16 protein-coding genes are annotated in these 20,841 nt (G+C 73.2%); 5 read left to right on the forward strand and 11 right to left on the reverse strand.

Annotated features, from left to right (window positions below):
• The first annotated feature begins 13 nt into the window (after positions 1–13).
• On the forward strand, positions 14–1,873 hold the full coding sequence (locus J0911_RS05990; protein WP_207274554.1) for an acyltransferase family protein: 1,860 nt from the start codon (positions 14–16) through the stop codon (positions 1,871–1,873).
• A 106-nt stretch (positions 1,874–1,979) separates the two neighbouring features.
• Here J0911_RS05990 and pcrA read toward each other — a convergent pair whose 3' ends face one another.
• The 7 genes from pcrA to J0911_RS06025 form a co-directional block, all read right to left on the reverse strand.
• The gene (pcrA, locus tag J0911_RS05995; RefSeq protein WP_207274555.1) at positions 1,980–4,649 is read right to left on the reverse strand and encodes a DNA helicase PcrA; all 2,670 of its coding nucleotides are present in this window, start codon (positions 4,647–4,649) and stop codon (positions 1,980–1,982) included.
• A 21-nt stretch (positions 4,650–4,670) separates the two neighbouring features.
• Positions 4,671–4,883, reverse strand: coding sequence for a hypothetical protein (locus J0911_RS06000; protein ID WP_207274556.1), 213 nt, complete (start codon positions 4,881–4,883; stop codon positions 4,671–4,673).
• Positions 4,884–5,046: 163 nt separating this feature from the next.
• Positions 5,047–6,456: a hypothetical protein gene (locus J0911_RS06005; RefSeq protein ID WP_207274557.1), complete on the reverse strand. Its 1,410-nt coding sequence runs from the start codon at positions 6,454–6,456 to the stop codon at positions 5,047–5,049.
• Entirely contained in the window at positions 6,453–7,454 is a 1,002-nt protein-coding gene (locus J0911_RS21020) for a glycosyltransferase (RefSeq protein WP_207274558.1), read from the reverse strand. Before J0911_RS21020 ends, J0911_RS06005 begins: the two co-directional genes overlap by 4 nt.
• Positions 7,451–8,407: a glycosyltransferase family 2 protein gene (locus tag J0911_RS06015; RefSeq protein WP_207274559.1), complete on the reverse strand. Its 957-nt coding sequence runs from the start codon at positions 8,405–8,407 to the stop codon at positions 7,451–7,453. The genes J0911_RS21020 and J0911_RS06015 overlap by 4 nt, the downstream gene beginning before the upstream one ends.
• Positions 8,404–10,152 (reverse strand): hypothetical protein, encoded by a 1,749-nt coding sequence (locus J0911_RS06020; protein WP_207274560.1) that lies wholly within the window; start codon positions 10,150–10,152, stop codon positions 8,404–8,406. Before J0911_RS06020 ends, J0911_RS06015 begins: the two co-directional genes overlap by 4 nt.
• The gene (locus J0911_RS06025; protein ID WP_207274561.1) at positions 10,149–10,871 is read right to left on the reverse strand and encodes a hypothetical protein; all 723 of its coding nucleotides are present in this window, start codon (positions 10,869–10,871) and stop codon (positions 10,149–10,151) included. Before J0911_RS06025 ends, J0911_RS06020 begins: the two co-directional genes overlap by 4 nt.
• A 102-nt stretch (positions 10,872–10,973) precedes the next feature.
• Between J0911_RS06025 and J0911_RS06030 the strand changes: the two genes are divergently transcribed.
• Genes J0911_RS06030 through J0911_RS06045 form a run of 4 tightly spaced genes read left to right on the forward strand, consistent with a single transcriptional unit; the run spans position 10,974 to position 15,826 of the window.
• Positions 10,974–11,951, forward strand: a complete 978-nt coding sequence (locus J0911_RS06030; RefSeq protein WP_207274562.1) for a glycosyltransferase family 2 protein — start codon at positions 10,974–10,976, stop codon at positions 11,949–11,951.
• The gene (locus J0911_RS06035; RefSeq protein WP_207274563.1) at positions 11,938–13,299 is read left to right on the forward strand and encodes a tyrosine-protein kinase domain-containing protein; all 1,362 of its coding nucleotides are present in this window, start codon (positions 11,938–11,940) and stop codon (positions 13,297–13,299) included. The genes J0911_RS06030 and J0911_RS06035 overlap by 14 nt, the downstream gene beginning before the upstream one ends.
• Positions 13,296–14,798: a lipopolysaccharide biosynthesis protein gene (locus J0911_RS06040; RefSeq protein WP_307864938.1), complete on the forward strand. Its 1,503-nt coding sequence runs from the start codon at positions 13,296–13,298 to the stop codon at positions 14,796–14,798. The genes J0911_RS06035 and J0911_RS06040 overlap by 4 nt, the downstream gene beginning before the upstream one ends.
• A complete protein-coding gene (locus J0911_RS06045; protein WP_207274565.1) occupies positions 14,795–15,826 on the forward strand; it encodes a phosphotransferase in 1,032 nt (343 codons plus the stop codon). The genes J0911_RS06040 and J0911_RS06045 overlap by 4 nt, the downstream gene beginning before the upstream one ends.
• On the opposite strand, the gene J0911_RS06050 is transcribed toward J0911_RS06045, so the two are convergent.
• The 4 genes from J0911_RS06050 to J0911_RS06065 form a co-directional block, all read right to left on the reverse strand.
• Complete coding sequence (locus tag J0911_RS06050; RefSeq protein ID WP_207274566.1) at positions 15,780–16,661, reverse strand: sulfotransferase domain-containing protein; 882 nt, start codon at positions 16,659–16,661, stop codon at positions 15,780–15,782. The two genes, J0911_RS06045 and J0911_RS06050, sit on opposite strands and share 47 nt — an antisense overlap.
• Positions 16,658–17,833: a DUF1972 domain-containing protein gene (locus J0911_RS06055; RefSeq protein ID WP_207274567.1), complete on the reverse strand. Its 1,176-nt coding sequence runs from the start codon at positions 17,831–17,833 to the stop codon at positions 16,658–16,660. The genes J0911_RS06050 and J0911_RS06055 overlap by 4 nt, the downstream gene beginning before the upstream one ends.
• A 74-nt stretch (positions 17,834–17,907) precedes the next feature.
• Positions 17,908–18,954, reverse strand: a complete 1,047-nt coding sequence (locus J0911_RS06060; RefSeq protein ID WP_207274568.1) for a glucose 1-dehydrogenase — start codon at positions 18,952–18,954, stop codon at positions 17,908–17,910.
• Positions 18,951–20,786, reverse strand: a complete 1,836-nt coding sequence (locus tag J0911_RS06065; protein ID WP_207274569.1) for a glycoside hydrolase family 15 protein — start codon at positions 20,784–20,786, stop codon at positions 18,951–18,953. Before J0911_RS06065 ends, J0911_RS06060 begins: the two co-directional genes overlap by 4 nt.
• Between the last annotated feature and the right edge of the window lie 55 nt (positions 20,787–20,841).

Here is a 20,841-nt window from a genome sequence, read left to right on the forward strand (position 1 = left end):
GTAACGTCCGGGTGTGGCCGATGTGACCACCACTTCCTGGACCGCGGCGTCACGCCCCGGCCCCCGGATCCGCGGGCTCGACGGTCTGCGTGCGCTCGCCGTGGCCGCCGTCGTCGCCTACCACCTCGAACCCGGGTGGGTTCCGGGCGGGTTCGTCGGCGTCGACATGTTCTTCGTCGTCAGCGGGTTCCTCATCACCACGCTGCTGCTCCGCGAGATCAGCACCACGAGCTGGGTCGACCTGCCCCGCTTCTGGACGCGGCGTGCCCGCCGGCTGCTCCCCGCCCTGCTGCTCGTGCTGCTCGTCTCGATTCCCGTGGCGCGACTGGTCGAGTCCGACCTCACCGTCGGGATCGGGCGCCAGCTGCTCGGCGCGGTGACGTTCGGCACCAACTGGCTGGAGATCTCCGCCGGCTCCGACTACTTCGACGAGACCGCTCCGGAGCTGCTGCGTCCCCTGTGGTCCCTGGCCATCGAGGAGCAGTTCTACCTCGCCTGGCCGGTGCTCCTCGTGGCCCTGCTGCTCGCCGTGCGGTCCGCGCGCCGGCGCACGCCGATCCTCGTCACCGCGGCCGTCGCCTCCGCGGCAGCGATGGCGTTGCTCCACACCGGCGACGACCCCACCCGGGTCTACTACGGCACCGACACCCACGCGTTCGGCCTGCTGCTCGGCGCGGCTCTCGCACTGCGCCCGCCCGCGACCGGGACGCAGTTCGGCGGCATCGGGGCACGTCTGGTGCCACCGCTCGCCCTCGGCGGTCTGATCGCGCTCTGGGCCCTGCTGCGCGACGACAGCGCCCTGACCTACCCGCTCGGGCTCGCGCTCGCCTCGCTGCTGACGGTCGTGCTCGTGCTGGCGTGCGCCTCCGAGGTGCGGTGGCTGACCGTCGTCATGGAACTGGCGCCGCTGCGCTGGATCGGTGAGCGGTCGTACGGGATCTACCTGTGGCACTGGCCCGTGCTGCTCGTGGTCGGGGCCGTGATACGGCAGGGGTGGGCCGTCGGCGGGACGGTGGTCGTCGCGACACTGGCCCTGGCCGCGGCGTCGTACCGGTTCGTGGAGATGCCGGTGCGGCGGCTCGGCTTCCGGGGCGCGTTCCGTGCGCTGTGGGCGCAGGTCGCGGCCCGGGTCCCGAACACACGCGTCTGGGCGGCCCGGGTCGCCGTCGGCGTCACCGTCCTGGCTCTCGCGGGGACGACGACGGCGGTCGCCACCGCACCTCGGGTCTCGGGTGCGCAGCAGGCGGTCGAGGCAGGGCTGGCCGTTCAGTCCGCCGCGGACCGCGACGGCGATGACGAGGGCGGGACGGGGACGGCCGGTTCCACCGCCGGTCCGGAGAGCGGCCTCGACCGGGCGGCAGCACCCGGAGCGGGCAGCGGCAGGCATGTCGTCGGGTTCGGCGACTCGGTACTGTCGGCCGCGGCGCCGGCGCTGATCGACCGCTGGCCCCGCTCCGACATCGACGCCGTGCCCAACCGCAAGTGGACCGACGCGCCGGGAATCGTTCGCGACGCGAAGAAGAAGGGCACGCTGCGCGACGTCGTCGTCCTCAACTTCGGTACCAACGCCGGGTTCCAGGAGGACGGGTCCGTCGCGGCGGCGGAGAAGACACTGGACCTCATCGGCCCGGAGCGGCTGGTGGTGCTGGTGAACACGGTCGGGATCTCGTACTGGGTGCCGGACGCGAACGCCCGGCTCGAGAAGATTGCGGAAGGCCGGGCGAACGTCGTGGTCGTGGACTGGAACGCCGTGTGCGCGAAACGGCCCGAGCTGCTGCACGCGGACGCGACCCACCCCACCATGGAGGGCATCGCGGTGTACACGGACCAGATCCAGGAGGCCTTCGACGAGCTGGAGGAACGCTCGGCCTGAGAGCGCGCGCGGGGCTGCGTTGCCGTGCACGATGCCCCTCGACCGGGTCGAGCTGGTCGACGTCGCGCGACGCTGGGCGGGCCTCATCTGATCCCGGGTCTCGAGGTCAGAGCTTGGTGACCTTGGTGTACTTGAGGGCGATGCGCTTGCTTCCGTCGCTGCCGAAGTCGATCTTGACCACGTCGTTCTTCTCGACACCGATCACCGTGCCGAGGCCGTAGGTGTCGTGGGTGACCTTGTCGCCCACGTCCAGGGACGGGACGGACTTCTGCACGTTGACCGAACCGAACCCGGGGACCTTGCCCGACGACGGTCCTGCCGCGCCCCGGCCGTTCGCGGCACGATCCGAGCGCGAGCGTGAGCCGCCCCACGAGGTGTCCACCCGGGAGCCGGAGGCTCCACCACGACGACCGTCACCCGAGCCGTAGCTGCCCGCCCCCCAGCCGCCGTACCCGCCGCGGATCGCCTGCGTCGAGGACTCGCGCCGCTTCCAGTCCCAGAGCTCCTCCGGGATCTCGTCGAGGAAACGGCTCGGCGGGAACTCGTTGGACATCCCGAACGCCGACCGGACGGCCGACCGGGAGATGTACAGCCGCTCGCGCGCCCGCGTGATGCCCACGTAGGCGAGCCGGCGTTCCTCGGCGAGCTCGACGTCGTCGTTCATGGAGCGCATGTGCGGGAACGTGCCGTCCTCCATGCCCGTGAGGAACACGACCGGGAACTCCAGGCCCTTCGCGGTGTGCAGGGTCATGAGGGTGACGACGCCGCGGTCGGCCGACTCGTCCTTGGCCTCCTCGGCGGCGCCGTCCGCCACGTCCTCGTCCGGGATCTGGTCCGCGTCCGCGACGAGCGACACCCGCTCCAGGAAGTCGGCGAGGTCACCCTCGGGCTCCAGCTCGCTGAACTCCGTCGCCACGGCGTGCAGCTCGGCGAGGTTCTCCACGCGGGAGGCATCCTGCGGGTCGTCCGACGCCCGGAGCTCCGCCAGGTAGCCCGTCCGGTCCAGCACGGCCGACAGGATCTCGGCCGGCCCGGCGCCGTCGTCGACCAGCTCGCGGAGGCCGGTCATGAGCTCGGCGAACGCCCGCAGCGGCTTCAGGGACCGGGTCGTCATGCCCGGGATCTCCTCGACCCGGTCGAGGGCCGCGCCGAACGAGATCCGCTCCCGCTCCGCGAAGTCCGCGACCAGCGACTCGGCCCGCGCCCCCAGCCCGCGCTTGGGGACGTTGACGATACGGCGCAGGTTCACGTCGTCGTCCGCGTTGGCGAGCGCGCGCAGGTAGGCGACCGCGTCCTTGACCTCCTTGCGCTCGTAGAAGCGCGTGCCGCCCACCACCTTGTACGGCAGGCCGACGCGGATCAGCACCTCCTCCAGCGCGCGCGACTGGGCGTTGGTGCGGTAGAAGATCGCGACGTCGCCCGGGCGCACGCCGTCCTCGTCGCCCAGCCGGTCGATCTCCTGGGCGACGTACCGTGCCTCCGCGTGCTCGTCGTCGGCGACGTAGCCGGTGATCCTGGCGCCCGATCCGGCGTCCGTCCACAGCCGCTTCGGCTTGCGGCCGGCGTTGCGGGAGATGACGGCGTTCGCTGCGCTGAGGATGTTCTGCGTGGAGCGGTAGTTCTGCTCCAGCAGCAGGGTCGTCGCGTTCGGGTAGTCGGCCTCGAACTCCTCGATGTTGCGGATCGTGGCGCCACGGAACGCGTAGATCGACTGGTCGGCATCGCCGACGACGGTCAGCTCGGCCGGGTCGAGGGCGACCGCCCCACCGTCTCCCGCCGCGCCTGTCGCTTCCTCCGGCACTCCCGCGAGCTCACGCACCAGGACGTACTGCGCGTGGTTCGTGTCCTGGTACTCGTCCACGAGGATGTGCCGGAACCGGCGGCGGTAGTGCTCGGCGACGTTCGGGAACGCCTGGAGCAGGTTCACCGTGGTCATGATGATGTCGTCGAAGTCCAGGGCGTGCGCCTGGGAGAGGCGCTGCTGGTAGCGCGTGTAGACGTCGGCGAGCACCTGGTCGAAGCGCTGCTTGTCCCGCGCGGCGGCCCAGCCGACACCCGCGGGTACCTCCTCCTCGGAGCCCGCCTGACGCGCGTACGTGTCCGGATCGATCAGCTCGTTCTTCAGGTCGCTGATCCGGTTCGCCAGGGAGCGCGCCGGGTACTTCTTCAGGTCCAGGTTCTGCTCGCGCGCCACCAGCTCGATCAGGCGACGGCTGTCGGCGGCGTCGTAGATGGAGAAGGACGACTTGAGCCCCAGCGTCTTGGCCTCACGGCGCAGGATCCGCACGCACGCGCTGTGGAACGTGGAGACCCACATCCGGCCCGCGGCCGGGCCCACCAGGTGCTCGACCCGCTCGCGCATCTCGGCGGCGGCCTTGTTGGTGAACGTGATCGCCAGGATCTCCCCCGCCCGGGCGCGGCCCGTCGCCAGAAGGTAGGCGATGCGATGGGTGAGCACACGGGTCTTGCCCGAGCCGGCCCCCGCCACGATGAGCAGCTGCCCGCCCTCGTGCACGACGGCGGCCCGCTGCTGCGGGTTCAACCCCTCCAGCAGTTCCTGCGGATCGAGGTGCGCGTACGCTCCCCCGGCCCGCGGCGCCTCCGCCTCGTGCGGCAAGCCGGCCAGCCACTCGGGCTCGGCCGGGACCGCCGAGTCACCCGCACCGTCGTCGTCCCATCGGGGCGCCACGCTCGGCAGGCGCGACGTACCGCCCGGCTCGGCCTCGGGGCCGCCGGGAAAGCCAGGAAGATGCAGGGAGTCGAAGAGGGAGGTCATCGAGGCCAAGCCTATGCGGGCTCACTGACATCGACGAAGGCGCCGGTATGGCGCCGGCCGCGGATCGTCACGGGAGATCGGCTCGAGCGATCGGGCCAGTTCCTTGAACGTCTCCAGGTCCGCGTCGGCGTCGGACAGCATGTACGACACGTCGTCCTCGACCCAACGGAACACGCCCGCTGCAAGCCCGGTGGAGGGCCTGTAGAGCGCCACACCGCTGTCGAACGGCACCACCTCGGCACCATCAAGACTTCTGAGGTGTTCTTCGACAGGTCCGGACGGCCAGGTAACTTCCTGCAAGCACGGTTCCGCACCGGGCGGAACGGGCCGTCGTCGCCCTCGCACACCGCGCCCTGCCTTCGCCTCGTGGGCCAGCAGGCTCGCGCCCGTCGCACGCTCAAGCGGTGCCGGCGTCCTGGGCGGCACCTGCCTTCCCCGCGGGCTCGGACTCGCCGCTCACCGCGTCCGCCCAGCGGGGCAGGAGCACCGCCACCGCCAGGATCAGCATCGGCACCGAGGCGTAGATCGGGCTGAAGAACAGGTTCCACGCGGTGAGGATCGCGACGTAGACGAGCAGCGCGTCCGCCATCCCGCGCACCGTCCTCCGCACCAGTGCGACCACGACGAGCAGCAGGAGGAACAGCCAGAGCAGGACACCGGCCGGCCCGTGGACCGCCCAGAAGTCACCGAACAGGGAGTGCAGCTCGATGCCCCGGCCGAACATGTAGTCGTAGACGTAGTTGTTCTCGGGGTCGTAGCCGAGCAAAGACATCCCGTGCTTGGCCACCGCCAGGTCCTCGCTGTTGACCGGCACGCCGGGCCCGAAGCCGAGCGGCCGGTGCGCGATCAGCGCCGCCGTCGCCCCCATCTCGGGACGCCCGGCCGCGAGCAGGTTGCCGCTCAGCTCGAGCTGCGCCGCCGTGCGCTGCGCCATCGCCGTCCCGAACGCGCCGTCCAGGATCAGGGCCCGCGCACCGCCGTACGCCGCGAGACCCGCCGCGACCACGGCCCCGACCGTGACCCATGCCGACCGGCGGAGCGACCGCTTGTCCATCCGCACCTGCCAGAGCACCACCGCCGCGGTCAGCAGCAGCATCGCGAACGCGGACCGCCCGTTGTCCACCGCGAACAGCACCCCCAGGCACACGCACGCGATCGCCTGCGCCGTGCGCGGGATACGCCGCCACACGTCCCTGCCCGGACGCAGGCCGGGCGTGAGCCACCCGAGCACGATCACCGTCACCGCGAGACCCGCGCCGAACTTGAAACTCGGCTCGCCGCGCTGGACGACGTCGATCAGCATCCCCGTGCCGTAGGCGACCGCCAGCCATCGCACGCCGAGGTGCAGCCGGGCCCACAGCAACGCGCCGGCACCGAGCACCAGCTCGGCGAGCCGCACGTAGTTCTCGCGCAGCAGCAGCGGGTCGACGACGTGGGCCGGTTCGGCCAGTGTGGTGAGGACCGGCCCCGTGACCGCGCAGAGCGCGCCCAGCGCCAGGAACGTCCGGGCCCAGCGGTACTTGGCCGCCGCCGAGAGCCACACCGGCGCGAGCGCCACCGCGAGCAGCGTACCGACCGACACGCCCGCGGCGACGACGAGCCGCGAGCCGACCGCGGCGGTCAGGATCAGTGCGACGACGACGGCGGCGCTCTCCCACTCCCGCACCGGAGCCGGGCCACGCCGGCGACGCGGAACGGCGTCCTCGGCCCCGGCCGCGGGACCGGCGGCCACCGCGGCGACAGGGATGGGCTCGGTCACGGCGGCACGGGCCGCCGCGCGAGCACGTGCCCCGCTGTCGTTCGTCACGCTGCCACCCGTCGGTACACCTCGGCGTGGGCCGTTCCGATCTCCGGCCACGTCCGGCCCCGGAACCGTACCGGATCGGCGGGCAGCGGCTCGGCCAGCGCGGCCGCGAGCGCCGGGCCGTCGAGTTCTCCCTCGTACGTCCGCACCCATCCGGGGCCGGTCTCCTCGGCGAGATCGCGGTTGACGGGGTTGTCGGGCACGAGCACGGGCCGTCCGAGGGAGAGGGCCAGGAGCGCCGCGCCGGAGTTGTGCATCCGCCGGTAGGGCAGCACGACGAGGTGCGCCTCGCCGATCTCGCGGACCAGGGCGTCGTCGGGCACGAAGCCGGGGCGCAGCACGATCCGGTCGTCCCCGGCGGCCAGGGCCCGCACCTCGTCGAGCACGCCGGGGTCCTTCGCCGGGCCGATCACGTGGAGTGCGGCGCCGTCGTCGGCGAGCGTCCGGAACGCCCGCACGAGCGTGTCGATGCCCTTGTACGGGCGGATCAGGCCGAAGTGCAGGGCACGTCCGGGTTTCCCGGCGGGGACGGCGAAGCGGGCGTAGGTCGAGGCGTGCTCGCCGAGCGGGATCACGGTGCCGGTGAGGTCGCGACCGAACCGGGTGTGCGGGTTGAGCAGGATCAGCTCGTCGGTCCACCGGTCCATGAGCCGCAGCAGCCATCCCTCGAGGCCGGTGGGGGCCTCGTGCGGCGACTCATTGTGCACGGTCCGCACGGTCCGCACGCCTCGTACGCGCATCGCGGCCAGGCAGACCACGAGCAGCGCGGCGGCCACGGCCGTCCGCAGCGGGCTCCGGCGCCGGAACAGGGTCTCGGGCCAGTGCACGTGCAGGACGTCGACCGGCCCGAGGAGGGCGCGGCGGCGGGAGAAGGTCACGGCCTCCACGTCGTCGGGCAGGGACGCCATGAGCTCCGTGAGGTAGGGGTTGGTGGTGGTCCGTATCGCCTCGGCGGAGAACATCACGACGGTCGCGCCGGACCGCCGTGCGGTGGCGGTCACGACGGCACCCCGACGGGGTGTTGCCGGCTGGGTGCCGCCCGTGAGTACTCGGTGTACACGACACCGACCGCGCCCGTGATCATCCCCGCGCCGCGGGCCGAGGTCCGGATCCCACGCGCCGAGCCCCGGCCGGTGACCGTGCCGGCGGCGGCGCGGGCGAGCCCGCCGATCACCCGCGTCACGCCGGCCCCCACGCCGCGTGCCCGGGCGGCGAGGCGGGCGGGCGTGCTCTCGGCGATCTGGACCTCGGCCCGCGCCGTGCAGTTCCCGACCCGGTAGGCACGGCGCACCACCCAGCTGCGCGTGAACCGCTTGGCCGGGACGGGGTCCTCGACGACGGCCTCGTCGCACCAGTACAGCGCGCCGCCCCGGGCGGTGATCCGGAGGGTGAGCATGGTGTCCGATCCCCCGGTGAGCCCGAACTCCTCGTCGAACCGGAGGTCGTGCCGGGCGAGCCAGCCGACGTCGAGCAGCAGGTTGTTGCTGGCGGCCACGCCGACGCGGGTGCCGCTGGGATGCCGCGGGCGGGCGAAGAACCCGCCGGACTCGATCCACGGGTCGCGTCCCGGCAGGCGGGGGACGGCGGGCCCGGCGACGCCCGTCCCGCCGTAGCGTTCGTGAGCGGCGAGGAGGGTGGCGAGCCAGGCCTCCCCCGGGGTCTCGTCGTCGTCCACGAACACGACCAGTTCCGATCCGGAGGCCGCGACCTCGTCGAGGGCGCGGTTGCGCGCGGCGGCGATGCCCGGGGTGGGTTCGTGGACGTACCGGACGTCCTCCCGGCCGGCGGTGACGCGCTCGAAGACCGGCCGGGCCGACTCCGTGACGTCGTTGTCGACGACCAGCAGACTCGCCCCGGTGGCGGACACGTGCGGCAGGAGCGCCCGCAGCGCCGTGGCGAGCCGCTCGGGACGCCGGTACGTGAGGACCGCTACCGTGGCAGGTCGCGCGGTCATCCCCCGTTCACCGCGACGTCGGCCCACTGCGACCAGGCGGCGTTCCCCCACGGGTCGCGGGCCACGACGATGTACCGCTCGGTCGTGCCGGGCCTGGCCCCGGTGTCGGTGAACGACATGGTCTCGCCCTGCCAGAAGCTGCCGGTGCGCTCCCGGACCTCGATCGGTTCGTTCGACGTGGTCCCGCGGTACAGCGAGTAGGTGAGGGTGCCGTCGTCCCGGTCGTGGTTCGAGGGCCAGGTCGCCTTGACGGTGCCCCGCTGGGTCGACACCAGGCTCAGGCGGAACTTCGCGCCGCCGAGACGTGGTCCGTCGGCGTTGGGGGCGACGTCCCGCACGGCGAACCGCACGAGGCCCTGCTGCGGCCGGTTGTTCACCTTCGTGAACTCGCCGCCGTAGAGGAGGTAGTCGCCCGCGGCCGTGACGTCCCACGGGCCCTGGTTCTGTCCGGTGTAGGCGCCCGGTGTGAAGTCCGGGTACCAGTTGAGGATCTCGGGCCGGGGTGTGCCGGGGCTGTCGGGGTAGCTCTGGTCGTCGTCGGCGATGTTCTCGCCCTCGACGGTCCGCGTGGTGGCCGTACCGTGATGGAAGCTGCGCGGGTCGGTGTCCGGGAAGCCGCCGCTGGTGCTGCAGTCGTGCTTGTGGCTGGCCATGAAGACGGAGCCCCGGAACGGCACGACCGAGTAGGTGTCGCCGTGGCAGTCCTCCAGCCACACGAGCCGGCCGGTCTCCCAGCTGGCGGCGAACGTCCCCTCCGTGGAGCCCTTCTTGTTCCAGTGGTAGCCCGTGCCGTAGAAGTACTCGCCGTCGCCGGCGAGGGACAGGATCGCGGAGTACTGGCCCGCGTTCCGCACCACCTGGTTCACGGGCATCGGCAGCATCGCGCCGGTGGTGGCGTCGAGCCGGGCCAGGCCGTAGCCGGGGTTCTGCGAGCCGTTCACCGCGGTGAAGTTCCCTGCGATGACCACCGTGCCGCGGTCGGGCGAGATGAGGAGGTCCTGTACCGAGCGGTCGGCGACGTCGGCCCTGAAGGCCCGCGTGGTCGTGCCCGAGGAGTTGTCGACGGCGGCGACCCGCACGCGCTTCTGCTTGTTCACCGAGGTGAAGCTGCCGCCGAGGTAGACGTTGCCGCCGGCCACGTCCACGGTGTTGACCGCCGCGTTCACCGCCGGCCGGAAGCCGGTGAGCGCACCCGTGGAGGTGTTGAAGGCGGCCGCGCGGTAGCGGGTGGTGCCGCCCACGGACGTGAACCGTCCGACGGCGTACAGCCGCTTCCCGTCCGGCGACACCGCCAGATCCTTGACCTCGCCGTTCACCCGGGGTGCCCAGCCCTGGACCAGTTCTCCGCTGTTCAGGTCGTAGGCCAGGAGGTTGCTGCGCGCCACCTCCTGGGTCCCGGGTGCGGCACCCGCCGGGCGGGCCGCCGTGAAGGAGCCGCCCACGTAGACGACGTCGCCGACGACCTGCTGCGCCCACACGACGCCGTCGATCTGCACGGTGGGCAGGACGTCGGTGCTGACGGGCGCGGCCGGCACGCCGTCAGGGCCGGCGGGGGCGGCGGTGGTCCCGTTCCGTCCGGACTTGGACGACAGGCCCAGGTCGTCCAAGGCCGACCGCAGTCCCACCCCCGACTTCGAGACCGGGTCCTCGTCCGTGTCCGCGGCCGCGGACGGGCCGGCTCCCAGGGAGGCGGCGAGGAGAGCTCCGGCCGCGACGGCGGCCAGGGCGGCGGGTGCGATTCTCATGGACTTGACTCCCCCTCGAACAGTGCGACGTGCAGCTGCGGGTCGACGTCGATCTCGACGAGCACCCGTCCGGGCCGGTCCTCGGGGACCGCGAACTCGTAGGTTCCGGTCACGGTCTGCCCGGCCGGCACGGAATCCGGGAGGTCCTCCTGCCCGGAACCGGAGAGCGAGCTCGCCGGTATGCGGTCGGGACCGTAGTACAGGTTCACGACGCTCGCACCAAGAGGGTGATATGTGCCGCCGGAGTTGATCACCGCTACCTCGACCCGAACGGCCGGCCCCGCGATCTCGCCCGGCATGGAGGGTTTCGTCTCCGTCCACTCGACGGCGGCCAGCTTCACGGACAGGTCGTGCTCCGGGGCCTCGCCGATCGGGACCGCCTTCGAGGTGAGCGGGACGACGCCGGTCGTGGCGCGTCCCGCGACGACGATGTCGCCCACCTCACCGGAGTCGGACGACGCCCCGGCGTCCTTCTCGCCCTCCGTCGCGTCACCGTCGGCGGCGGGTGAGGCGGTTCCACGGCGTCCCGGCTCCGACGTCGCCGAGGAGGAGGCGCCGGCGGACGGGTGCACGCCGACGGCCCGGTTCTCCGCGGACCCGCACGCCGACAACGCGGTCGACAGCACGAACGAGACCGCGAGAACCGCGGTGGTGTTCCGGGTGACCGCCCCCGTCCGGATTCTCTGCCGTGAGCCTCTCGTCCGGCTGAAGGATGTCATGCGAGAAAGGTTATGGGTATGTGGCCGGATATTCTCGCCGGTGTCGCCATTTCACCCGAGCCAGCACTCGCCCTCGCCCCGCCGTTCCGGCAGGATGCACTGGTGCCCACCACCCCCAGACCGGCTGTCGTCGTCGTGAACTACGGGTCGGTACACCTCGCCACCGCCGCGCTGCGACCGTTCGCGGGCACGTCCTGGACCCGGGTACTCGTGGACTGCTGGAGTTCGCCGGCCGAGCGGGCCCGTGTCGTCGCGGCAGGCTCCGCGCAGGACTGGACGCTCGTCCTGCCCGGGAAGAACCTCGGGTTCGGCGGCGGCGCCGACGCCGGGATCCGCGCCGCGCGCGACGCGGGTTGCGACGTGAGCCTGGTCCTGAACCCCGACGCGAGCCTCGGCCTCGACGCCGCGGACGCCCTGGTGGCCGACGTCGCCGACGACGCCCGGCTTCTCGTGGCCCCGGCCGTCCGTACCCCTCAGGGCCGTGACTGGTTCACCGGGGCCGTCGTCGACATGCGCCGGGGCCGCACCAGGAGAGGCACGCCCACCGGCCCGGACGACGTGCCCTGGGTCTCGGGCGCCTGCTTCGCCGCGTCGACCGAACGGCTCCTCGACGTCGGCGGGTTCGGCCCGGAGTACTTCCTGTACTGGGAGGACGTCGACCTCAGCGTGCGCTGGACGCGCTCCGGCGGACGCCTGGCCCTGCGGGACGACCTCACCTGCGTCCACGACGCCGGCGGCACGCAGGAGGGCACCGCACGAGGCACGGGGCACGGCAGGGGCAAGTCGCCGCAGTACCACTACTACAACACGCGCAACCGCCTGCTCTTCGCGTCGCGGCACGTGGCGCGGGAACGCTGGGGCGGCTGGCTGCGCGCCACACCGGGCCACACGCGCGAGGTCCTGCTCCGGGGCGGCCGCCGCGCCGTCGTCCGGCATCCGCTGCGGACGCTGTGGCCCGCGCTGCGCGGCACCGCGGCCGGTCTGCGATGCCTGGCGACCGCCCGCCGCACCGAGCCCGCCGCCGCGGCTATCATGCCCGCGACCGCCGATCGGAAAGGCCTGATGGATGGAGCTCGCTGACTACGTCGCCGCCCTGCGCAAGCGGTGGGTGGTCCTCGTCGTGGCCATGCTGGCCGGCGGCCTCGCGGGTCTCGGCTTCGCGCAGACCGTCCCGCCCCAGTACCGCGCCACCACCAGCGTCTTCGTCAGCCTCGAACGCGGCGACACCGTCTCGGAGCTCATGCAGGGGGCGACCTACACGCAGAACCTGGTGACCTCGTACGCGTCGCTCGCCACGATGCCCGCGGTGCTGAACCCCGTGATCACGGAGCTCGGACTGAACACGACGCCGCGCGACCTGTCCGAGCAGATCGAGGCCGTGGTCCCGCTGGAGACCGCGATCATCGAGATCTCCGCCGAGGCCGAGGGCCCCTGGCAGGCCGCCGAGGTCGCGAACTCCGTGGCCCGCCACCTGTCCGAGACGGTGTCCGAGGTGTCGCCGTCGAACGCCGACGGGCGCAGCGCCGTCCGGCTGACCGTCGTCGCGACGGCCGAGGCGCCCGAGTACCCCTTCGCCCCCAACACGCGGCTCCTCACGGCCGGCGGCGCGGCGGCGGGCCTCGGCGTCGGCGTGCTCGTCGCCATCGGCCTGGCGCTGTTCGACACGCGCATCCGGACCGCGAAGGACCTCCCGGCCGGCGACGACCTCGCCGTGCTCGGCACCGTGCCCCAGGTCCGCAAGGGCACGGCCGAGCCGCAGCTGCTGGCCGAGTCGTACCGCCGGATCCGGACCAACCTGCAGTTCCTGGACGTCGGCGCGCCGGTCCGGTCGTTCGTCGTCACGTCGTCCGTCCCGGACGAGGGCAAGACGACGACGGCGATCGGCCTGGCCCACGCGCTGGCCGAACGCGGGTCCCGGGTACTGCTCATCGACGCCGACCTGCGCCGCCCGTCGCTGGCGGACCGGCTCGGGCTCGAGGGCACGGCGGGCCTGTCGACCGTCCTCATCGGCCGCGCCGACCTGGACGACGTGGTGCAGCAGGTGGGGCCGCCACGGTTCGCGGTCCTGACGGCCGGGGACCTCCCGCCCAACCCGGGCCGGCTCATCGAGGCCGAGTCGATGGACCAGCTCGTGCGGCAGGCCCGCACGAGCTACGACGTCGTCATCTTCGACGTCCCCCCGCTGCTCCCGGTGACGGACGCCGCGCTTCTGGCACGCCGTACCCAGGGTGCCGTCGTCGTCGCGCGGGCGCGGAAGGTCCGCCGTGCCCAGCTGCACGACGCCATCGCGTCCCTGGACGCGATCGGCGCGACCTGCCTCGGGCTCATCGCCACCGGTGTCTCGCGCAAGGACCACGACTTCGACACGTACGCCGCCTACGGCGACGGGGACGCCGGAAGTCTCCGGCACCGGTGGCGCCGGACGTGACCGAGCACGACGTGGCGGAGGAGGGCGGGACACGGCAGAGCCTCGGGCGCCGTGCCGCACGGGGCGCCACGGTCACCGCCGCGTCCCAGGGCGCGCGCATCCTGCTCCAGGTCGCGGCGGTCGCGGTACTCGCCCGGCTGGTGCCGCCCGCCGAGTACGGGCTCGTGGCCATGGTCGCCGCCGTCGTCGGGATCGGGGAGATCCTGCGTGACGCCGGCCTGTCGTCCGCGGCGATGCGCGCCCCCGGCCTGACCCGGCAGCAGCGCGACAACCTCTTCTGGGTCAACGTCGCGATCGGCGCGGTCCTGTGCGTCGCGTGCTTCGCCGCGGCGCCACTGATCGCGCGCCTGTTCGACGAGCCCGCGTTGACGGGGATCTGCCGTGCGCTGGCCTTCGTCTTCCTCGTCAACGGGCTCGCCACCCAGCACAAGGCCGGACTCGTCCGGGAGATGCGTTTCCGGACCCTCGCCGTGGTGGAGGTGGCCGCGCCCGTGGTCGCCCTGGGTGCCGCGATCGCCGTCGGCGTCGCGACGCACGACCACCGCGCCGTCGTCGTCCAGCAGGTCGCGACGGCGGCCGTCACGCTCGCGGGCGTCTGGGTGGCGGGCCGGTGGCTTCCCGCCCGGCCACGGCGCGGCGCGGGTACCCGCGGCTTCTTCCGGTTCGGCGGTGGGTTGCTCGGCTCGCAGCTCGTCGGCTACGGGGCTGACAACCTGGCCACGTTCGTCATCGGGCTCTCCCTCGGCCCCGGCCCGCTGGGCCTCTACAACCGGGCGTACCACCTGCTCATGCGGCCTCTGACCCAGCTGCGCCAGCCGTCCACGACGGTGGCGCTGCCGGTGCTCGCCCGCCTCGCGGACGAGCCCGCCCGGTTCGACCGCATGCTGCTGCGCGGCCAGCAGGTGCTGGCCCTCCCGGTGGTCCTGGTGCTCGCGGTGGTCGTCGGGGCGTCCGACGTCGTGGTGGGGGTGTTCCTCGGGCCGGGCTGGGAGTCGGCGGCACCCCTCCTCGCGGCCTTCGCCGTGGCCGGCGGCTGCCAGACGCTCGCCTACGTCGGCTACTGGACGTACCTGGCGCGCGGGCTGAGCGGCACGCTGCTGGCCTACTCCCTGGTGACGGCCGTGCTCAAGATCGCCGGGGTGCTGATCGGCAGCTTCTGGGGAGTGAACGGTATCGCCGCCGGTTTCGCCGCGTCGGCACTGCTCGAGTGGCCGTTGTCGTTCTGGTGGCTGTCCCGCGTCACGTCGTATCCGGGCGGGCGGCTGGCCCTGGGCGGCCTGCGGATCCTGGCGCAGGCGCTGCCCGTCGGGCTCGCGGCGTGGCTCGCCGCGTCGCTGCCGGCGGCGGGCGCGGCGGGCTCGCCGGTGACCGGCCTGCTCCTCGCGATCGCGAGCGCGGTGCTGGTGTGGGCCCTGTGCCTGCTGGTGGCACCCCCGCTGCGGCGCGATGCCGTGCTCCTGGTCGAGGTGCTGCGCGCGGTCAGGAGCAGGGCCCGATGACGGGGCGCGGTCCGCGGCACCCCAGGTCGAGGGCGCGACTGGGCACGGGCGCGACGGCGTCCGGCCGGGCGAGCCTCGTCCGGCCCGCCATGGGGACGCGGAACGTCCTGGTTCCCGCCGGCTCCCGGCGCGGCGCGGCCGCCGGAATCTCGCTGATCACACGGTCACGCTGGTACGCCGTCACGTCGCAGTGGGCGCTGTGGGGAGCGGCCACGCTGCTCGGCCCGCGCGCGGTACCGGGCGAGCGGGTCCTGTGGGAGGCGCCCGGCGGTCCCGGCCTGTGGACGGCGCTGCGGGCTTCCCTGCCGGCGTTCGACGAGCTCGCGGTCTACTCGCGTCCGCAGGCGTCGCGGACGGGCATGGCGGTGCTCCTGCTGCGCGCCTCCCGGCCGGTCGGGTTCCTCAAGCTGCGCGAGGACCCGGCCGAGCTCGACCGCGAGCAACGCGCGCTGTCCGCGTTCCCGGACGGGACGGCGGAGACCTTCCGGGTTCCTCGGGTGCTCGACCGGGGGGAGGTCGCCGGCCTGCACTGGTTGCTGATCACGGCGATGCCGCCGCGCCCCGCCGCCCCGGCGTGGCGCACCCCGGTCGGTCCGCTGCTGGCCGACGTACGGAACCACCTGGGCCGGGTGCTGGACCGGCCCGCAGGGACTCCCGAGCACTGGGAGCCGATGCACGGCGACCTCACCGCCTGGAACCTGCGGCGCAACGGCCGGGGCCTTCCCTGGCTGATCGACTGGGAGGACGCCTCGTGGGCACCGCCCGGAGCCGACCTGTCCTACTACCGGGCGTCGAGCGTGGCCGCCTTCGGCCGCCCGCCGCGCGGAGCGGCGATGGGCGGCACGACGGCGGGCGAGGCAGCGCCCGGCCACACCGAGGCCGCCTCGTTCTGGCTGGACCGGTTGCGCGTCCGGTCGGACGCCGACCACGACGCGGCGTTCACGGCTCGGCTCGTCGAGGAGTTCCGCCGGATCGCCGGCGTCACCACGGAAGGTCCCGGTTCAGGAGCTGGGCCAGCTCCTCGTTGAACGGGGCGTAGTGCCGGGTCAGTTCCTCCCGGGTGGCCGGGAGCAGGGTGCTGCTCGGAGCGGCGTTCCGCGGAGTGCGCGCCTCGGCCGACAGCGGTGCCGGGTCGAGCCCCAGGAAAGCGGCGACACCGTCGCAGGCGCGCTGCGGATCGGCGTAGAACTCCTCGGCGACCAGGACGTGCACGCGCTCGGCCGGGTAGTGCTTCAGCCAGCGGCGCAGATGGGGCGCGTACTCCCCCTGCGCCCGGTACGACAGCTGCTCGTGCGCGTAGCTGCGGTAGCCCGGATCGGAGACGATCCGCTCCTCCTCCCCGGCGAGCCGTCCGGCCTCGGCCGCGAGCGCCTCCTCGAAGGTCTCGAGCGGCTCGGCGTGCTCCCGGCGACGCTCCCGGTAGTGGGAGAAGGCGCGCTCCACGGGGTCGCGCACGACGAGCAGGATCCGGGCGTCCGGCGCCTCCCGGGCCGCGCGTTCCGCGGCGAGCGGGTGGAAGAGGTAGTAGGGCGACCCTTCGCCGACGACCTTGCCGCCACGACGCGACGAGGCCGGGAAGTGCGACCGGTACCAGGCGCTTCCCCGGTCGTGGTGGGAGTCGAAGTAGTGCACGCCCTTGGTGTGGTTGTCCTTCGGGAGCCACCGGGCGCTGGGGAACAGGGGCATGACCCGCGGGTGGTCGAGCAGGGCGAAGTACAGGGAGGTGGAGCCGGCTCGCTTGCCGCCGATGAGCAGGAAGTCCGGGCCGCCGCGGAGTCTCGACGTCGCCATCCCGTAGCCGCGGATCGTGGCGCGTCCCGCGTCGATCACGGGACGGGGCAGCGCGGAGCTGGTCAGTCTCACGGCTGGAACACCCGCCTGCGCCGCCGCCGGGCGAACGGGCGGGGGCCGGGGGTGGTTCGCGCGGCCAGATCGCGCGCGAGCTGTTCGTAGCCGTCGACGACCACGTCCCAGTCGTAGTCCTTCGCCCGCCGGGCGAGGGCGGTGGCACGCGCTGCGGTGTCCTCCGGGTTGGCCTCGGCGGTGAGGACCTGTTCGGCCAGGTCCACCGGTGTGCGGAAGTACCGGCCGGCCTCCCGCAGCACCTCACGGTTGAACGGCACGTCGTACGCGATGGTGGAGGTGCCGCCGCCGATCGCGCGCAGCAGCGACGGGTTGGTGCCGCCCACGGAGTGGCCGTGCAGGTAGGTGAAGGCGTTGGCGTAGAGCTGGTCGAGCAGTTCCTGGTCCCACACGCCTCCGAGCAGCCGCACGCGGGGGTCGCCGTCGGCGAGGTCCTGGATGCGCCGCGTGTACTCCTCGGAGTACGGGGCGGAGCCGACGACGACGAGCGGGAGCTCGGCGTCGTTCGCCACGTAGCCCTCGACGACGACGTCGACGTGGTTCTCCGGTTCGAACCTGGCGACGACGAGGTGGTAGCCGCCGGGTGTCAGGTCCAGCTCGGCGAGGCGGTCGCTGCCGGCCGCGGAGAGGTCGGGGGCCCCGTACGTGAGGAGGCGGCTTCCGACGTCGTACTGGGTGGCGTAGTAGTCGGCGATGCCCTGGGCGTCGGCGATGAGGGCGTCGGAGAGGCGGACGGACGCCGTCTCCATCTCCCGGTAGTAGCGCTTGCCCACCAGCCCCCACTTGGCGCGCCGCCACTCGAGGCCGTCGACGTGCGTGGCGACCGGGACGCGGGCGGCGCGCAGCACGGGGAGCAGGGGCGCGTTGGCCGCGTTGAACACGATGGCGGCGTCGGTGCGGTGGGCGACGAGGTGGGCCACCGACAGGGCGGTGTGGCTCAGCGTCTCCAGGGAGCGGCGGCGCATCGCGGGGAGGACGACGCGTTCCATGCCCAGGTAGGTCGGGGGGTCGGACACCTGCTGCTCGGCGGGGCGGCGGCAGTACACGCGCACCTGGTGGCCGCGGTCCGCGAGCCGCGACCCGATCTCCTCGACGGCCGTCTCGAAGCCCCCGTACCGCGCGGGCACACCTCGGGTTCCGATCATCGCGATGCGCAGGGGTTCCATCGGCATGAGCTCCAGAGTAGAGACCCTGAGCCGGGCGGCATATCACACGAGCGGGTGAATCCGGCGGTGAGTGGTGGTGCTCACAGGTCGATGACCGTCTTGATGTCGTGCGGCCTGTTCTCGAACGCCTCGCCCGCCCGCTCCAGGGGCACCCGCCGGGTGACGAGCCGGCTCAGCCAGTCGAGGTCCGCCCGGCCGAGCGCCTCGGCCGCGGCGCGGTAGTGGGCGAGGTTCGCGTTGACGGAGCCGACGACGGCGTCGTTCTCCAGGACGATCTCGCGGTTCAGGGCGCCGGCGTCGACCTTCACGCGCCGCCCGGCCGGTGACACGCCCGTGAGGCAGACGACGCCGTAGTGCGCGGTCCCGCCCATGACCTCCAGGACGACGCTGCTGGCACCGGTCGCCTCGACGACGACGTCGGGACGCAGCTCTCGCATCACGTCGCCCACGTCCTCCGTGTGGTACTCGGCGCCGAGGTCACGGACGACGCCCGGTTTCGGACCGTCGGTGACCCGGTCGAGCAGGTGGACGTCGAGTCCCCGCTGCGTGCCGAGCAACGCGGCGAGGAGGCCGATGGGCCCCGCACCGGTGACCAGGACCGTGCGAGGTTCGAACCACGACCGGCGTCCGACGCTCTCGATCTGGTCCCAGGCCTTGGCCACCACGGACGTGGGTTCCAGCAGCATGCCGACGTCGGCGAGCCGCGCGTCGAGCCGCACGGCGTAGTCGGGCTCGACGCGCCAGCGCTGCGCGCCGTAGCCGTCGAGCTCCTTGATCCCTCGTTCCGTGTACCGCCCGTTGCGGCACATGTCGAACTCGCCGACGGCGCACGCACCGCACGGGACCGGGTCGGGCCGGCGTACGACGCCCACGACCAGGTCCCCGCGGGAGAGGCCCGAACCGTCAGGGGCCTCCAGGACGCGTCCGAGCGACTCGTGCCCGAGGACCAGGTGGTCCTGCCCTGCCGGGGCGGAGCCGTACTCACCGGCGGCGATCTCGCGGTCGGTACCGCAGACGCCGAGGGCGACTCCCTCGACGAGGACCGAACCGTGCGTCGCCGCCGGCTCCGGGACGTCCGTCACCGCGAGGGAGTCCGTCCGTGCGGGATGGATGGTCAGGGCCCTCATGGGTGCTGCTCCTCGCCGGGTCCGGAGGTTCCTCCGCGCGGGGTCTCCGCGGTGGTGGTCGGCGCCCCGCTGAGCCGGCGGGCGGCGTTGACCAGGGCGAAGTGGCTGAACGCCTGCGGGGTGTTGCCGAGCTGCCGGCGCAGGCCGGTGTGGTACTGCTCGCTGAGCAGGCCCAGGTCGTTGCGCAGGTCGAGGAGTCGTTCGAACACCTCGACCGCCTCCTCGTGGCGCCCGATGCCGTGGAGCGCGTCGGCGAGCCACGCCGTGCACGCGAGGAAGACGCCCTCGTCGCCGGGCAGACCGTCCACCCGGCCGTCGGCCTCGGGGCGGTACCGGAGCAGGAATCCGTCCTCGGACAGTTCTCTCTGCACCGCCTCGACGGTGCCGACCACGCGCGGGTCGTGCCAGGGCAGGAACCCCACCCGGGGGATCAGCAGGAGCGCCGCGTCGAGGCCCTCGGAACCGTAGAACTGGGTGAACGTTCCGCGGCGTTCGTCGAAGCCGCGGGCGAGCACGTCGGCACGGATCCGGTCCCGCAGGGCGCGCCAGCGTTCGACCGGCCCTTCGAGGCCGTGCTCCTCCACCGCCCGGACCGCGCGGTCCACGCCGGCCCAGGCCATCACCTTGGAGTGGACGAAGTGCCGCCGCGGCCCGCGGACCTCCCACAGCCCGTTGTCCGGCTGGTCCCAGGCGCCCTCGAGGAAGTCCAGGAGCGCCCGTTGCAGTTCCCACGCCTCCGTCATGGGCGCGATCCCGGACTCCCGTGCGACGTGCAGGCAGTCCAGCACCTCGCCCCAGACGTCGAGCTGGTACTGGCCGGCCGCGGCGTTGCCCACCCGCACGGGCCGGGAGTTCTCGTAGCCGGCCAGCCAGGGAAGCTCGTACTCGCCGAGGCGCCGGGTCCCGTCCAGGCCGTACATGATCTGCAGGTCGGCCGGGTCGCCCGCGACCGCCCGCAGCAGCCAGTCCCGCCAGGCCCGGGCCTCGTCGACGAACCCGGTCGAGACGAGGGCCTGCAGCGTGAACGCCGCGTCACGCAGCCAGCAGTACCGGTAGTCCCAGTTCCGCACGCCCCCGAGGTTCTCGGGCAGCGACGTCGTCGCCGCGGCCGCGATACCTCCCGTCGGCGCGTAGGTGAGCGCCTTCAGGACGATCAGCGAGCGCACCACCGCGTCGCGCCACCTGCCGTCGTAGTCGGCCTGCTCGACCCAGCGCGCCCAGAAGTCCTCTGTGTCGTGCAGCGCACGGTCGGGGTCCGCGGGCCGGGGAGCGGGCAGGTGAGAGGGGTGATAGGTCAGCACGAAGGCACAGGACTCCCCGGCCGACACCTCCACCTCGGCGGACACGTCACCGTCGCGGATCCGCAGCGGGACGTCGGCCGACAGCTGTACGGCGTCGGGCCCCGCCACGCCGGTCACGGACCGTTCGTGCGCGGTGAGCCACGGGTCCACGTGGCCGTAGTCGAACCGCAGGCGCAGGTCGCTGCGCATCCGGACCCGTCCGCTCACGCCTCGCACCACGCGCACCAGGTCGGCGGCGTCGCCGCGGGGCGGCATCGCGTCCACGACCTGGACCGTCCCGTCGGGCGTTTCCCAGGTGGTCTCCAGCACGAGCGTCTCGCCCCGGTACCGGCGCGAGCTCGCGGTTGCCGCGTCCACGGGAGCGATCCGCCACCGGCCGGCGTTCTCGTCGCCGAGCAGGGCCGCGAAGCACGCGGGCGAGTCGAACCGTGGCAGGCAGAGCCAGTCGACCGAGCCGTCCCGGCCGATCAGCGCGCCCGTCTGGAGATCACCGATGAAGCCGTAGTCCTCGATCGCCGCCGGCACAGGCATCCTCTCGTCGACATCGCGTACCGCGTCCCATCCTGCGCGCGACGGCGGCCGTTGG

Source organism: Myceligenerans salitolerans, assembly GCF_017349295.1.
Lineage (GTDB): Bacteria > Actinomycetota > Actinomycetes > Actinomycetales > Cellulomonadaceae > Myceligenerans > Myceligenerans salitolerans.

What these genes read in the sequence shown, in the direction of transcription:
- J0911_RS06020 (WP_207274560.1), bottom strand. Translation starts at nt 10,152, where the DNA reads ATGAGAATCGCACCCGCCGCCCTGGCCGCCGTCGCGGCCGGAGCTCTC.
- J0911_RS06065 (WP_207274569.1), bottom strand. Translation starts at nt 20,786, where the DNA reads ATGCCTGTGCCGGCGGCGATCGAGGACTACGGCTTCATCGGTGATCTC.
- J0911_RS06015 (WP_207274559.1), bottom strand. Translation starts at nt 8,407, where the DNA reads ATGACCGCGCGACCTGCCACGGTAGCGGTCCTCACGTACCGGCGTCCC.
- J0911_RS06035 (WP_207274563.1), top strand. Translation starts at nt 11,938, where the DNA reads ATGGAGCTCGCTGACTACGTCGCCGCCCTGCGCAAGCGGTGGGTGGTC.
- J0911_RS06025 (WP_207274561.1), bottom strand. Translation starts at nt 10,871, where the DNA reads ATGACATCCTTCAGCCGGACGAGAGGCTCACGGCAGAGAATCCGGACG.
- J0911_RS06045 (WP_207274565.1), top strand. Translation starts at nt 14,795, where the DNA reads ATGACGGGGCGCGGTCCGCGGCACCCCAGGTCGAGGGCGCGACTGGGC.
- J0911_RS06055 (WP_207274567.1), bottom strand. Translation starts at nt 17,833, where the DNA reads ATGCCGATGGAACCCCTGCGCATCGCGATGATCGGAACCCGAGGTGTG.
- J0911_RS06060 (WP_207274568.1), bottom strand. Translation starts at nt 18,954, where the DNA reads ATGAGGGCCCTGACCATCCATCCCGCACGGACGGACTCCCTCGCGGTG.
- pcrA (WP_207274555.1), bottom strand. Translation starts at nt 4,649, where the DNA reads ATGACCTCCCTCTTCGACTCCCTGCATCTTCCTGGCTTTCCCGGCGGC.